Source organism: Aquitalea sp. ASV11 (assembly GCF_016429185.1).
Classification (GTDB): domain Bacteria; phylum Pseudomonadota; class Gammaproteobacteria; order Burkholderiales; family Chromobacteriaceae; genus Aquitalea; species Aquitalea pelogenes.
In genome coordinates this window covers 1-14,455 of the sequence record NZ_JAELUD010000091.1, presented here as the reverse complement: position 1 = coordinate 14,455, position 14,455 = coordinate 1, and the positions used below count along the sequence as shown (strand labels likewise).

At 59.5% G+C, this 14,455-nt stretch carries 11 protein-coding genes; 5 read left to right on the top strand and 6 right to left on the bottom strand.

Annotation, left to right across the window (positions count from 1 at the left end; genetic code table 11):
* Positions 1 to 273 precede the first annotated feature (273 nt).
* Positions 274 to 1,737 carry a cobyric acid synthase gene (locus tag JHD62_RS19530; RefSeq protein ID WP_199104281.1) on the top strand — a complete coding sequence of 488 codons (1,464 nt, stop codon included), beginning with the start codon at positions 274 to 276 and terminating at the stop codon, positions 1,735 to 1,737.
* 28 nt (positions 1,738 to 1,765) lie between these two features.
* Here the strand turns inward: JHD62_RS19530 and JHD62_RS19525 are convergent, their stop codons facing one another.
* Both JHD62_RS19525 and JHD62_RS19520 read right to left on the bottom strand, forming a co-directional pair.
* Positions 1,766 to 4,393 carry a response regulator gene (locus JHD62_RS19525; protein ID WP_199104280.1) on the bottom strand — a complete coding sequence of 876 codons (2,628 nt, stop codon included), beginning with the start codon at positions 4,391 to 4,393 and terminating at the stop codon, positions 1,766 to 1,768.
* A gap of 21 nt (positions 4,394 to 4,414) precedes the next feature.
* On the bottom strand, positions 4,415 to 4,918 hold the full coding sequence (locus JHD62_RS19520; protein ID WP_062787153.1) for a molybdopterin-dependent oxidoreductase: 504 nt from the start codon (positions 4,916 to 4,918) through the stop codon (positions 4,415 to 4,417).
* Positions 4,919 to 5,375: 457 nt separating this feature from the next.
* Here JHD62_RS19520 and JHD62_RS19515 point away from each other — a divergent pair, with 457 nt between their 5' ends.
* The 3 genes from JHD62_RS19515 (at position 5,376) to JHD62_RS19505 (ending at position 7,817) form a co-directional block, all read left to right on the top strand.
* Positions 5,376 to 6,656 (top strand): NAD(P)/FAD-dependent oxidoreductase, encoded by a 1,281-nt coding sequence (locus JHD62_RS19515; protein ID WP_233161108.1) that lies wholly within the window; start codon positions 5,376 to 5,378, stop codon positions 6,654 to 6,656.
* Positions 6,657 to 6,726: 70 nt separating this feature from the next.
* Positions 6,727 to 7,149: a RidA family protein gene (locus JHD62_RS19510; RefSeq protein WP_199104278.1), complete on the top strand. Its 423-nt coding sequence runs from the start codon at positions 6,727 to 6,729 to the stop codon at positions 7,147 to 7,149.
* Positions 7,146 to 7,817, top strand: a complete 672-nt coding sequence (locus JHD62_RS19505) for a DUF1028 domain-containing protein (protein WP_199104277.1) — start codon at positions 7,146 to 7,148, stop codon at positions 7,815 to 7,817. The genes JHD62_RS19510 and JHD62_RS19505 overlap by 4 nt, the downstream gene beginning before the upstream one ends.
* A 54-nt stretch (positions 7,818 to 7,871) precedes the next feature.
* Here JHD62_RS19505 and JHD62_RS19500 read toward each other — a convergent pair whose 3' ends face one another.
* The 3 genes from JHD62_RS19500 to JHD62_RS19490 form a co-directional block, all read right to left on the bottom strand.
* On the bottom strand, positions 7,872 to 8,654 hold the full coding sequence (locus JHD62_RS19500) for a transporter substrate-binding domain-containing protein (protein WP_233161107.1): 783 nt from the start codon (positions 8,652 to 8,654) through the stop codon (positions 7,872 to 7,874).
* 80 nt (positions 8,655 to 8,734) lie between these two features.
* The gene (locus JHD62_RS19495; protein ID WP_370541095.1) at positions 8,735 to 9,544 is read right to left on the bottom strand and encodes a carbon-nitrogen hydrolase family protein; all 810 of its coding nucleotides are present in this window, start codon (positions 9,542 to 9,544) and stop codon (positions 8,735 to 8,737) included.
* The gene (locus JHD62_RS19490) at positions 9,541 to 10,707 is read right to left on the bottom strand and encodes a methionine aminotransferase (protein WP_233161106.1); all 1,167 of its coding nucleotides are present in this window, start codon (positions 10,705 to 10,707) and stop codon (positions 9,541 to 9,543) included. Before JHD62_RS19490 ends, JHD62_RS19495 begins: the two co-directional genes overlap by 4 nt.
* Before the next feature lie 113 nt (positions 10,708 to 10,820).
* On the opposite strand from JHD62_RS19490, the gene JHD62_RS19485 reads away from it, so the two are divergent.
* A complete protein-coding gene (locus JHD62_RS19485) occupies positions 10,821 to 11,741 on the top strand; it encodes a LysR substrate-binding domain-containing protein (protein ID WP_199104276.1) in 921 nt (306 codons plus the stop codon).
* Between the two features lie 215 nt (positions 11,742 to 11,956).
* Here JHD62_RS19485 and JHD62_RS23105 read toward each other — a convergent pair whose 3' ends face one another.
* Positions 11,957 to 14,296 (bottom strand): GLUG motif-containing protein, encoded by a 2,340-nt coding sequence (locus JHD62_RS23105; protein WP_199104275.1) that lies wholly within the window; start codon positions 14,294 to 14,296, stop codon positions 11,957 to 11,959.
* Between the last annotated feature and the right edge of the window lie 159 nt (positions 14,297 to 14,455).

The window sequence follows — 14,455 nt, the reverse complement described above, 5'->3', positions numbered from 1 at the left end:
CATGCGCCATACCGGCTCCGTTTGGACGCTGGCCGGGTAAAGTGCATGCTCCACCTTGCGTACCAGATAGCCATAGCCCACCAGTGGATGCCAGCGCCGTGGCTCACCCAGCAGGCGGTCCAGCACCACGGCCAAAAACAGAAAAACAGCTGAAATCACATCACTCGCCTATATAATCGCCGGCTTCAGGACAGCTGCATGGCTGGCTGTCCATGGTCGAAAAAAAGCGTCATTTTAGGGGGCTTCCCGAAAAAAAGCGCGCCGGAGAACAGCATGTCTGCCAAAACCATCATGATTCAGGGCACCACTTCGGATGCCGGCAAGAGCACTTTTGCCACCGGCCTGTGCCGTTTGCTGGTGCGGCGCGGCCTGCGCGTGGCCCCGTTCAAGCCGCAGAACATGGCGCTCAACAGTGCGGTGACGGTGGATGGCGGCGAGATTGGCCGCTCGCAAGCGGTGCAGGCGCTGGCCTGCGGCGTGGAGCCGCATACCGACATGAACCCGGTGCTGCTCAAGCCCAATAGCAATACCGGCTCCCAGCTCATCATCCAGGGGCGGGCGGTGGGCAATATGGACGCCGTGTCCTACCACGCTTACAAGCCGGTGGCGATGCAGGCGGTGTTGCAGTCGCACGCCCGGCTGGCCATGCAATACCAGTGCATTGTGGTGGAGGGGGCGGGCAGCCCGGCGGAAATCAATCTGCGCGAGGGGGATATCGCCAATATGGGCTTTGCCGAGGCAGTGGACTGCCCGGTGGTGCTGGTGGCGGACATCGAGCGGGGCGGCGTGTTCGCCCATCTGGTGGGCACGCTGGAATTGCTGTCCGACAGCGAACGCGCGCGGGTGGTGGGGCTGGTGATCAACCGCTTCCGTGGCGACCCGGCGCTGTTGCAATCCGGCGTGGAGTGGGTGGAGCAGCGCACCGGCAAGCCGGTGCTGGGCGTGCTGCCGTATCTGAGTGGCCTGCATATCGAGGCGGAAGACAGCCTGGCGCTCAATCGTCCGCAAGGCGAACACGCGCCGCAGCAAACGCTGCGCGTGGTAGTGCCGGTGCTGCCGCGCATCAGTAATCACACCGATTTCGACCCGCTGCGCCTGCATCCGCAAGTGGAGCTGCTGCTGGTGAAGCCCGGACAGCCCTTGCCACCGGCTGATTTGATCATCCTGCCTGGCAGCAAGAGTGTGCGGGCTGATCTGGCCAGCTTGCGCGCTGCCGGCTGGGAGGCTGCCATCGCCCGCCACCTGCGCTATGGCGGCAAGCTGATCGGCATTTGTGGCGGTTTGCAAATGCTGGGCCAGCAGCTGCACGACCCGCTGGGGCTGGAAGGCGAGGCGGGCAGCAGTGACGGGCTGGGCTGGCTGGAGATGGAAACCACGCTGGCCACGCACAAGCAACTGACGCGGGTGAACGGCCACTTGACGCTGGGTGCGGCAGCGGTGAGCGGTTATGAAATCCACATGGGGGTGAGCACTGGCGCGGCACTGGCGCAGCCTGCGGTGCGGCTGGAGGATGGCCGCTGCGACGGAGCCATCAGCGCCGATGGCCAGATTCTGGCCACCTATCTGCACGGGGTGTTCGATCAACCGGCAAGCCTGGCCGCCCTGTTGCAATGGGCCGGGCTGGCTGCACCGCAGCCGCTGGACTACCCGGCCATTCGCGAGGCGCACATCGAACGGCTGGCCGACATGCTGGAGCAGCATCTTGACCTGACACCGCTGGCACCCTGGCTGCCCTGATCAGCCAGCCCTGATCAACTGTTCCTGATCAACTGGTCGTTGCGTCCTGCGGCGGCAGGTACGGGTGGATTTCCACCAGCAGGGCCTGATGGCAATCCAGCAACTGGGGCAGCAATTGCTCCAGTTCGGCTGCGGATTGCTGCTGGGCGGCGGATTCAATGCGGTAACACAAGGCCGCAAACGGTGCCGCACCAATGGACAGCGCCGCCCCGCGCAGCGCATGGGAGAACATGGCGATATCGGTCATGCGTTGCTGGCTGACAGCCTGCTGCAGTTTTTCCAGCCGCAACTGGGCATCGCGCACAAAGGTTTGCAGCAGGGTGAGCAGGAATTCCTGATCACCATCACAGTTTTCCAGGGTTTTCTGGTAGTCCAGCTGGCAGCTGGCGCTGGCCTCGGTCTGAGGGGCTGCATGCTGGGGCAGGGTGCCCTCGCCACTCAGTACCCGTTCTATTTCCTCGAACAGACGCTGGGCATCCACCGGCTTGCTGACATAGCCATCCATGCCGGCAGCCAGGCAGCGCTCCCGGTCACCGGTCATGGCATTGGCGGTCATGGCAATCACCGGCAGACGTGGCAGTTGCTGTGCGGCTTCGCGCTGGCGTAGCGCGCGGGTGGCTTCCAGGCCGTCCATCACCGGCATCTGCATGTCCATCAACACCAGGTCGAAGCTGTGTGCTTGCAGCTGTTCCAGCGCCTCGGCACCGTGGCCTGCCACGCTGGCGGTACAGCCGCGGCGGCTGAGAATGGCCAGTGCCAGTTTCTGGTTGACTTCGTTGTCCTCCACCAGCAGCACATGCAGCTGCTGTTTGACTTCCTGCACGCTGTAGCGGGTGACCAGCTGGGCGCTGTTGTCGGCTGGTTCGCCGCGCAGCTGGCAGATGGTGGTCAGCAGTTCTTCCTGCGGCACCGGCTTGGTCAGATAACCGCCAATGCCCAGTTCCTGGCAGCGGCGGCCATCGCCACGCTCGCCGGAAGAAGTGAGCATGATGATGTCGGCCTGGCAGCCTTGTTGTTGCAGCTGGCGTGCCACATCGAAGCCGGACATGCCCGGCATGTGGCCATCCAGCAGGATAAGGTCGAAGGGCTGTTGCTGCAGGATGGCAAGGGCGGCAAAGCCGTCTTCGGCCAGCGTGGCCTGCATGTCCCAGTTTTTTAGCAGGGCCGCCAGCCAGCTGCGGTTGGTGGGGTTGTCATCGCATACCAGCACGCGCAAGCCGGCCAGTTGTGCCGGGGTGCTGGCCGGGGCTTGCTCGGCTGCCAGCTCCAGCGGAATGGTGAAAACAAATTCCGAGCCTTGCTCCGGTACGCTGGATACATGGATTTCACCACCCAGCAGCCCCACCAGTTTCTGGGTGATGGACAGGCCCAGCCCGGTGCCGCCATAGCGGCGGGTGGTGCTGTTGTCGGCCTGGGCAAAGGCGTCAAAGATGACACGCTGCTTTTCCGGGGCAATGCCAATACCGGTATCGCGTACCGAGAAGGTCATCAGGTAGCGGCTGGCTGTTTGTTGCTGGCCGGTGACGCTGAGCACGATTTCACCTTGCTTGGTGAACTTCACCGCATTGCCCAGCAGATTGTTCAGCACCTGGCGCAGGCGGGACGGGTCGCTGATGACGCGGTCCGGCAGTTCCGGGGAAATCTGGCAGATGACTTCCAGGTCGCGCTCTTCCGCTTTCAGGGCAAAGGGGTAGCTGGTCTGGCTGATCAGGCTGCGCAGCGAGAAGGGCAGCGATTCGAGCACCATCTTGCCGGCATCGATCTTGGAGAAGTCCAGAATGTCGTTGATGATGGTGAGCAGCGCATCGGCCGATGACTTCACTACTTCCAGATATTCGCGCTGTTCGGCATTCAGTTCGGTATCCAGCGTCAGCTCGGTCATACCGATGATGCCGTTCATCGGGGTGCGGATTTCATGGCTCATATTGGCCAGGAAGGCCCCCTTGGCCACATTGGCCGCTTCCGCCAGTTCCAGTGCGCGGTCCAGCCTGCGGCTCAGTGCCTCGGCCTGTTCGCGGCGGTGTTCGCTGTGCCGCAGGTTGCGCCAGGCCAGCACGGCAATCAGCACTGCCACCAGCATCAGCAAGGCTGCGGTTATGGCAACCGTGGTGTTGATGTCCTGCAGGCTCTGGTTGCTGAGATTGGCCGCATCGGTCAGGCGGGTGTTGGCACCCACCGTCAGCTCGCGCACGTTGTCGGCCACATTCTCCAGCCGCTGCAGCAAGGCGATGGCTTGGGGGCGATCGAAATAACCATCGCCGGCATTGAGCTGTTTGTCGGTCTGGGCGATCAGCCTGGCCAGCGCACCGACTTGCTGCTGATACCAGCTGCTGTTGGGAAACAGCGCGGCGAAACGGTATTCGCGCAGCAGGTTGATGCGGGACACCAGGATGTTGTAGCGCAGTTGCAGTTCGTCCAGGTCGGCGGTCTTGCCGGTGGCCTCGGCCACCTTGGCAGCGCCCAGCGTGCGGTAGTAGTCGATGCCCAGCTGGGAATACACCCACACCACATTGTCCTGGCCCTGTTCGGCAAAACGCTTCATTTCCGACTGCTGGCGCTGATAAAGCATGCCCACTACCAGCAGGGCAGCCACCAGCAGGATGCCCAGCAGCCAGACCTGATTGCGAACCGGCGTCTTGCGCGAAAACAAAGTCACAGGAGATGTCCGATACGGGGTTTATTCAACGCGGATGCGGTTAACCTGCCACACGCAGCGGGAATAGATTTCCTTGGTGCGCAGTTCCGGCTTCTTGTCGAAGGGGTACATCACGAACAGCGGGCCCTTGTCGCGTACGGTCAGCACCTTGCCGTTGACCTTGCGAGCCAGGATCACGTCGTATTTTTCCAGATCAGCCAGCGGAATTTCAGCAGCGTAATCATTCAGCGCCACCACATACAGCTTGCTGCCCTTGCTGCCGGCTGCCTTGAGCACATCGCGGAACAGCGGCCCTTCAAAAGTCTGCTCTTCTTTATACCACGGTGTGGGCACTGTCATTTTTACCTGCGGCAGCTTGTCCAGCATGGCTGCGTCAAATTGCGCATCCGCACCGCTGTTCTTTTCCGAGATCAGGCCGGTAATGGTGACGATGGGGTGGCCTGTCGTCTTGTCCAGTGCCAGGGCGTGGGTGGATTGCAGCGCCAGCAGGGAAGCCAGCATCAGTGCGTAGCGGATCTTTGCCATGGGCATCTTCCTTGGAGTTTAAACAGCTTTAATGACAAATCACGGAAAAAGGCTGCGTTGATGTCAGGCATTCTACAAGCTGCCAATGAAAAAGCCATCTTTGATGCCAGGGACATCGCATGTCGGGACCGCAGCCCGGCAAAGCACCTTTTCCTTCAATTGCTTAGCGCAGGCCTGGTTTGCTGCGGCCTTTCTTGCGTCAGGCTGTCGGACAGGATTTTGCATAAGAAAAAACAATTCAGATTAAAAAATAAACATATTTTCGGTATTTACCGGCCTTCCCTAGACTGCAGTGGTCAGCCAGCGCAGCCATGTGGTGCCACAGGCTGCCTGACCTGCCGCAACACGTGGCCATGTACAGCGCCCGCTGCGGCACTGCCTGAACAGGCAGGCCCCCACGCCACCCTCGTTTGCGGTGTTCGGGGGCATTTCACAGGGAAGGGAAGTGACGATGGTGATGGAAAAAACCGATACGCTGGTGATTGGCGCAGGCCAGGCCGGCATCGCCCTGAGCGAACACCTGAGCAAGCTGGATGTACCGCATCTGGTACTGGAGCGCCAACGCATTGCCGAGCGCTGGCGCTCGGAGCGCTGGGATTCGCTGGTGTGCAACGGCCCGGCCTGGCACGACCGCTTTCCCGGCCTGGATTTTGATGATGTCGCGCCGGATGCCTTTGCCGGCAAGGAGCGGGTGGCGGACTATCTGGAAGCCTACGCCCGCAAATTCCACGCCCCCATCCGCACCGGCGTGGAAGTGCTCAAGGTGGTGCGCAATGACGGACGCCCGGGCTTTACCGTGGAAACCTCGGCCGGGGTGATAGAAGCCAATCGCGTGGTGGCTGCCACCGGCCCCTTCCAGCAGCCGCTTGTTCCGCAACTCATCCCGGCTGACAGCCCGGTGACGCAACTGCACTCGGCAGCATACCGCAACCCGCAGCAACTGCCGCCCGGCGCGGTGCTGGTGGTGGGTTCGGGCTCGTCCGGTGTGCAGATTGCCGACGAGCTGCAGCGCGCAGGCCGCCAGGTGTATCTGTCGGTCGGCCCGCACGACAGGCCGCCGCGTCGTTACCGTGAACGGGACTTCTGCTGGTGGCTGGGGGTGCTGGGGGAGTGGGACGCCCAGAAAGTGAAGCCGGGGCGTGAGCACGTCACCATTGCGGTGAGTGGCGCACGTGGCGGACATACCGTGGATTTTCGCCGGCTGGCCGAACAGGGCATCACCTTGCTGGGCATGACCTGCTCTTGCGAAAACGGCGTAATGCAGTTTCAGCCGGACCTGGCGGAAAACATTGCCCGTGGCGATGAAAACTACCTGGGGCTGCTGGACGCTGCCGATGCCTATATTGCGCAGAACGGGCTGGACCTGCCGCCAGAGCCGCAAGCGCGGCAACTGCCGCCGGATCCGGCCTGCATGCGGGAACCCATCCTGTCGCTGGACCTGGCTGCCAGCGGAGTTGGCACCGTGATCTGGGCCACCGGTTTTGCCGTGGATTACCGCTGGCTGCAAGTGAATGCCTTTGACGAAAAGGGCAAGCCCAGCCATCAGCGTGGCATTTCCAGCGAGCCGGGCGTGTACTTCCTGGGTCTGCCCTGGCTGTCGCGGCGTGGCTCCAGCTTTATCTGGGGGGTATGGCATGACGCCAAGTTCATTGCCGACCACATTGCCACCCAGCGCAAATACCAGGCCTATCACGCCAGTACTCCCGCCACCGCAGCGCCGGTGCGTGAAAAGGTTTGAATTACAGGCAGGCGACTTCCATAACGGCGGCGGCATGACCGCCACCCCACACACAGCAATGAGGTGAAACATGGTTCACAAACGCATTCGTCCGTTCAACACCCGCGATACCTACCCGGAACAAAAGCTGGACAACGACCTGTGCCAGGCCGTGGTGGCGGGCAATATGGTGTTCCTGCGCGGCCAGATCGGTCAGGACCTGGATACCCGCGAGTCGGTCGGCATCGGCGATGTCACCGCCCAGGCGGAGAAGGCCATGGCCAATGTGAAGATGCTGCTGGAGGAATCCGGCAGCCATCTGGACCACGTATGCAAGATCGTCATCTACCTGGTGGATGCCCGCTATCGCGAGGCGGTGTACCAGGTAGTGGGGCGCTGGCTCAAGGGGGTGTACCCGGTGTCCACCGGGCTGGTGATTTCCGCCTTGGCACGGCCTGAATGGCTGGTGGAAATCGACATCACCGCAGTAATTCCGGAAGGCTACCAGCCATGACCTTTTCCATCGCCGCACGTTGTCCGCAAACCGGCATGCTGGGGGTGGCGGCGGCTTCATCCAGCATCGCCGTGGCCAGCCGCTGCTGCCATGTGGCAGCCGGGGTGGGCGCGGTGATGAGCCAGAATGTCACCAACCCGGCGCTGGGGCCCAAGGCGCTGGCCTTGATGGCAGCAGGGGAGCGTGGCCATAGCCTGTGCCAGGCGCTGGCACTGGCGGATGGCAATCTGGCCTGGCGTCAGCTGCTGCTGGTGCCGGCGCAAGGGGAAATTGCCACCTTCAGCGGTCAGCATGCGTTGGGGGTGTTTGCCACGGCGCAGGGCGAACACTGCGCTGCCGGTGGCAATATCCTGGCCGATGCCAGCTTGCCCGCGCGTATGGTGGAGGCTTTCGAGCAAAGTCGCGGCCATCTGGCCGACCGCCTGCTGGCTGCCATGCAGGCAGCCGTAGACGCCGGGGGAGAGGTCGGGCCCATTCATGCTGCCGGGCTCAAGCTGGTGTGGACGCAAAGCTGGCCGGTGGTCGACCTGCGGGTGGACTGGAGTGATGGTGAACCGGTGGCGGAGCTGCAGCAGCTGTGGCAGCGTTATCAGCCGCAAATGCAGGACTACATCACCCGCGCCGATGCACCGGATCAGGCCCCCGGCTACGGCGTGCCGGGGGTGTAGCACATGCTGCAGAAGACAGTGCCGCCCTGCTTGCAGCAGAGGCGGCATGTGGTCTTATTTCACTGATACATCAATGCCATCGCCCAGATATTTGGCGGCCAGCGCCTTCACCTTGCCGCTGGCTTGCAGGCGGGCAATGGCGGCGTCCAGTTTCTTGCGCAGTTCCACATCGTCCTTGCGCAGGCCAAAGGCAATGCCGCTGCCCAGAATCTTGTCGTCATGCACGGCGCCGACAAACTGGAAGTCCTTGCCATCCGGGCGGGTGAGGAAGCCTTTCTGGCCCGCCGGGGCCATCACCAGCGTGGCATCCAGCCGGCCGGTCGCCATATCGGCGTAAACCTGGTTCTGGTCCTGATAGGACACCACGCGCACTCCGGCAGACTCCCAGTGGCTGCGGGCATAGGTTTCCTGGATCGACCCTTGCAACACGCCCATGCTCTTGCCTTGCAGCTTGTCGGCTGCGGTGGTGATGCCACTGCCTTTGCGGGCGATCACCATGCTGGGCACCCGGTAGATGATGCTGGTGAAGGCAATGCTCTTGCGACGCTGCTCGGTGGCATTCATGGCGGAGTTGATGGCGTCGAATTTCTTGCCTTGCAGTGCCGGAATCAGCCCGTCAAAGGCATTTTCCACCCAGCTGCATTTGAGATGGGCTTCGGCGCAGACAGCCTTGCCCAGTTCCACATCCAGCCCTTGCAGCTCGCCGCTGGCGGATTTGTATTCAAACGGCGGGTATTGCGCCTCGATACCGTAACGCAGGGTGGATTCCGCCATGGCCGGCAGGGCAAAGCTGCCGGCTGTCAGGATGGCCGTCATCATCAGGGTGTGCTGTTTCATCTGTTTTCCTTTGATTGTTGGTGGCATGCAGTCTGTCACTCAGCCCTGTACCGGGCTGTTGGTATTGCTGGTTGATATGTTCACAAACGGCGGTGTTGCAGGGCGGGCAGGCGTGCTCGCCACGCGGTTTGTCCGGACAGGTCAAGCCGGGCCAGCGCCATGCCTTCGCCTTCTTCATGGCAGGCCAGCACCTGTCCCCATGGGTCGACAATCATGCTGTGGCCATAGGTTTCCTTGCCGCCGGGGTGGCGGCCGTACTGGGCCGGGGCAATGACGAAGGCCAGGTTTTCCACTGCCCGTGTGCGCAGCAGCAAGTCCCAGTGCGCCTGGCCGGTGGTCCGGGTGAAGGCGGCGGGGGCGCTGATCAGGCCCGGTGCCGGTGGCTGGCGATACAGTTCGGGAAAGCGCAGGTCGTAGCACACTGACAGGCGCAGGCTGCCCCATGGCGTGTCGGCGCTGATGGGCTGGTCCCCGGCCTGCATGGTGTCTGCCTCGGCATAGTATTCGTCGCCATGCCGGAAGCCGAACAGATGCATCTTGTCATAGCGCGCCGTGCATTGGCCGTCGGGGGAGAACAGCAGGCTGCTGTTGTGAAAATGTGCGGCATCGCCACTTTGCAGTGGCAGGGTGCCGGCCAGCAGCCAGATGCCATGTTGGCGGGCCAGGCTGGCCATCTGCGCTTGCAGCGGGCCATTGCCAAACGCCTCGGCCAGCGGCAGTCGTGCCTGCTCGTCGGCCGGCATCAGGTAGAAATATTCGGGCAGCGCCACGAAGCGGGCAGCAGCCTGTGCCGCCTCTCCGACCAATTGTGCTGCCCGGGCCAGATTGTGTTGCAAATCGTCACCCGAGCACATCTGGATGGCGGCGGCCAACAGGGTGTCTGCCATCATGCGGCTCCGATTTCGCACAGCCGGGCGGCACCGGCCAGCAAGGTAGCATCATCCTTGGCAAAGGACAGGCGTATCACGCGCTGGTCGGTGCCGTCGCGGTAGAAGGCCGATACCGGAATGGTGGCCACACCGTGGCGGGTGATCAGCCGTTTGACGAATTCGCTGTCGCTTTCATCCGACAGGTGGGCAAAGCTGGCCAGCATGAAAAAGCTGCCCTGACTGGGGAGCAGTTGCAAGGGGCTGTCGGCCAGCGCGGCGCACAGCAAATCACGCTTGCGCTGGTAAAAGGCGGACAGGCCCAGGTAGTGTTCCGGCTCGCCCAGGATGCGCGCCAGCGCGTATTGCATCGGGGTGTCGGCGGCAAACATGGCGAACTGGTGCACCTTGCGGATTTCCTCCATCAGGGCCTGTGGTGCCAGGCAGCAGCCCACCCGCCAGCCGGTGACGTGGTAAGTCTTGCCAAAGGAAGTCACCACCACCGAGCGCGCAGCCAGCGCCGGGTAACGGCTCATGCTGTGGTGCTGTGCGCCGTCAAACACCACGTGCTCGTACACCTCATCCGACAGGATCACGATATCGCTGCCCTCGGTCAGCGCTTGCAGCCGTGCAGCATCAGCGGCTGACAGCGTGGTGCCGGTGGGGTTGTGCGGGGTGTTCAGGATCAGCATGCGGGTGCGCGGGCTGATGCGTGCGGCAACTTCGTCCCAGGGAATGGCGAAACGGGGCGCGGCCAGCTTGATCACCACCGGTGTGGCGCCTTGCAGTTCAATCATCGGGATATAGCTGTCAAAGGCCGGTTCAAACACGATGACCTCGTCCCCGGCATGTACCAGCGCATTGACTGCGCAGAACAAGGCTTCGCTGGCGCTGGCCATGATGGTGACTTCGTGCTCGCTGTCATAACGACAGCCGTACAGGGCTTCGGTCTTGGCGCTGATGGCCTCGCGCAAGGTGGGCAGGCCGGTCATCGGCGCGTACTGGTTGTGCCCGGCCTGCATGGCTTCGCTGGCGTAGCGCAGCAATGCTTCACTACAGGGGAAATTGGGTGCGCCCTGTGACAGGTTGATGGCCTGGTGCTGTGCGGCAAGCTGGCCGATCACGCTGAAAATGGTGGTGCCGACATGCGGCAGGCGCGAGCGGGCTGTAACGGGTGAATGCAGCATGGTGTTGGACCGGTGATGGTGGGGTGACGCTATTCAACGGCTTTGTCAGCCATGACACAAACGATTAATCGGCATGTTATAAATGAGAAAAACTCAGTCATGGAATGCCGGACATGCCCAGAAAAACCTTGCCCTTGTATGCCTTGTCGGTATTCGAGGTGGCAGCGCGCCACCAAAGCTTCACCCATGCGGCCAATGAGTTGTTCATTACCCAGGGCGCGGTCAGCAAGCAGATTGCCCAACTGGAAGACAGCCTGGGTTATCCGCTGTTTCACCGCTATGCACGCAGCTTGCGCCTGACGGCACAGGGCAGTTTGCTGCTGGGCTATGTGCAGCGTGGTTTCAAGGTGATTTCCCAGGGGGTGGATGCAGCCGCCAGCCTTGCCGCACCCTTGTGCATCAAGGCGCCCAGCTGTGTGGTGCGCTGGCTGCTGCCGGTGCTGCAGCAGTTTTCGCGCGATGCACCGGAATGGCCGGTGCAACTGGCTGGCGTGCACGAGCATGCGGTCAGCTTTGCCCGCGAGGATGTTGATCTGGCCATTGTCTACAAGCCGCAAAAAGCCATTGCGGGGAATGAGACACTGCTGCTGGTCGAGCAGCTTACCCCGGTGATTGCCCCGCAATTGCTGGCCAAAACCGGCCAGCCGCTGCAGCAGGTGGCCGACTTGCAGCACTATCCCTTGCTTCACCCCTCGCATGACCGGCGCGACTGGCGGCAGTGGCTGGCCAGCCGTGGCGCGTCAACGGTTGAGTACCGTGGCGGTACCGTGTTCGATACGCTGGATCAGGCCATGAATGCAGCCTTGCAAGGCTACGGCGTGACGCTGGGTGATGTGAGCCTGCTGCGGCAGGAACTGGCGGACGGGCAATTGCTGGCACCGTATTCGCCTGCATGGAGCAGTGGCTATGCCTATGCGCTGGCGCTGCGGCCAGATGAGAAACGCCCCGGAGTGCTGGCGCTGCACGCTTTCCTGCTGGATCAGATGAGGGCAGCACCCAGATCAGACAGCATGGCAGATGAGCACGCCCAGTAAAAAACAGCCCTACGAATTGCTGTCTCCCTTAACAAGATGTATTTACGTTGTTCTTAAAGGGGCTGCTCAATGCCGGGGCATAGGGTGAATGGTAAATATTTTATGTTTGTTCAAAATGCAGTTTTAAAGAAAAAGCACGAAGCGAATGCAAAGCTTCGTGCTTTTTGTGAGTTACTAACAATAACTCAGCTTATACCTCCGTAGGCTGAGGCATGTCAGGGATTGGCAGTACCAGAAATTGAACTGCTATCCACGGTTCCCAGATTCACACCCACCAGGCCACGAGTGGCTTGGGAGCTGGAGCTTAGGTTTTTGACTATTCCAGTGAATTTGGAATTGTAAATGATACTATTCTTATCGTTAATTCCAACCAGCCCGCCAACCTTGCTATTAGCGCCAGAAGATACATTAGATTTGGATAGGGAGCTATCAATAACACCCTGATTCACACCAACCAAACCACCTGTATTACTGGAGTTGCCACCTGAAACATTAGTATCTGCGGTTACATGTTTCAGTGTGCCACGATTAGTGCCAACTGCACCACCAACATTGCTATTTTCTTTGGCAAGGACTGACGAGTTTCCACGGTCAGGGACGGATCTGGATACGGTGGAGTCCTCAATGCTTGCGCCAGCTTGATTATAACCTACCAAGCCGCCGACATTTGCATTCTGGCCTGCACTTATAATGGTTGCAGCATCAGAATTTTTAATGTCTCCCCAGTTGCTTCCCACTAATCCACCTGTATTAATGCCAGTCAAATTGATAATCAAACCGTTGGCATTTGAGCCAGAGATCGTTCCTAGTTCATTAGTGCCAACAAGGCCCCCCACTGTAGAAGATTTGGTACCAGTTATGGTGATATCCGCGCTGGAATTCTCTACGGTGCCATAGGTCATACTACCAACCAGGCCTCCTGCATCCGTGTATCGATTTTGATCATTTACAACATTGATTCTGCCACTGCTTGATGAGTTGCTTATCATACCCTCAATGCTTTGGCCAACCAGACCTCCGTTGTGAAGTGATTTATAAACACTAACGGTTCCATTTGAGTGGGAGTTATCTATTGTCCCGTAGTAGTTAACACCTACTAAACCACCAGCGCCACTATCCATATAGAGACCATCAACCATGCTGCCCGTTACTGTAGCAGCGTTGCTTGAGTTGCTAATTGTCCCTTCCATATTGGTACCAGCGACTCCACCAATAGCATGTGAGTTATCATAGCTATTTACGATGCCATAATTGTTGCTGCGATCAATGACGCCAGTATTGGTACCAACCAATCCTCCGATGCTGTTAGTAAGCATATTGGACTTCACTTTGGGGCTCATCAAAACCAAGTCGCTGCTATTGCTACTATTAATCAGCTTGCCACTGTTGTAACCAATAAGGCCTCCGACGCTTGCATCATATTGCACTGCGCCTGGTGTCACAGTGCTGGAAGCCAGATTGACATTACGTACTTCACCATTATTGGATGCAAATAGTCCGGCATTTGGGCCTGTTGCCTTGATTTTGACCCTGCTGATGGTATGTCCAAACCCGTCGAATATGCCATTGAATTGCTTGCTTGAGTCAGTTCCATCAGCTATAGACTGGAAGTTTCTATTCACGCCATCAATATCATTACCCAGTACGTAAAGGCCATTGAGGTTTGTGTTTACCCGTTGAAGTTGATCCAGGGTTTGAATCACATTGTAAGCTTTACCATTAAGCGAGAAGCTGGCACCGTTTCCAGATGAGGTAATTGCAGTCAGGTCATGCAGGTAGTAACTACCGGATCCAGTATTGAATGCCAGCGATGCGTTATTTCCCATTGCCCAAATGTCACTCATGACTAAAACATTATCTTTTGCATTGAGCTCCAGTTTGTTTTTGCTAGACCATAATACTGCAGCGTCAAATAGTAAGTCACCATTTGTGCTGGTGAGTGATACGTTAGAATTGTTGAGTGCTTTAGATAAAGCTTCAACTGAAACAGCGTTATCTGACATATTCTTACTATAATAGCTTACTTCCAGATCGTCAGCCTTGACGCTAAACAGACCAGTCGTGCCATTGTCAGCAGTGGTTTTAACTGATGTGTTTGAATCGACACGAACATGCTTACCACGAATGTCAATCAAACCACCATTGCCTTTATTTTGGCCCTGTGCACTGGCAGTCAACTCTCCACTGAGGTCAATTTTATCTTTAGTACCTGCGTCAAGTACAATTTTCCCTGCTCGGAGGCTGAGTGTATTGGCTTCAATGGTGCCGGTGTTTTTAATAACCGTTTTGATTACATTGCTGCTGTCTCTGGCCGCAATATAAACCTGGCCACCATTTGCGCTAAGTACTTTGGTGTTTTGTACCAGAGCATCTACCGCACCGGCATCAATCTTTACATTGACAAGGCCTGCACCATCAGGATTCAGTGTAAATGAACTACCCGCCGCCAATACGATATTTCCATTGGGTGTGCTAATGGTTCCATTGTTAATGACTTTATTAGCCAGCAGAACAACATCGCCATTCGGGCTGTTAATACTCTGTCTCTTATACACATCTGACGCTGCCGACGAACAGTAAGATGTGTGGGTGTGGGGGGGGGGGGGGGGGGGGGGGGGGGGGGGGGGGGGGGGGGGGGGGGGGGGGGGGGGGGGGGGGGGGGGGGGGGGGGGGGGGGGGGGGGGGGGGGGGGGGGGGGGGGGGGGGGGGGGGGG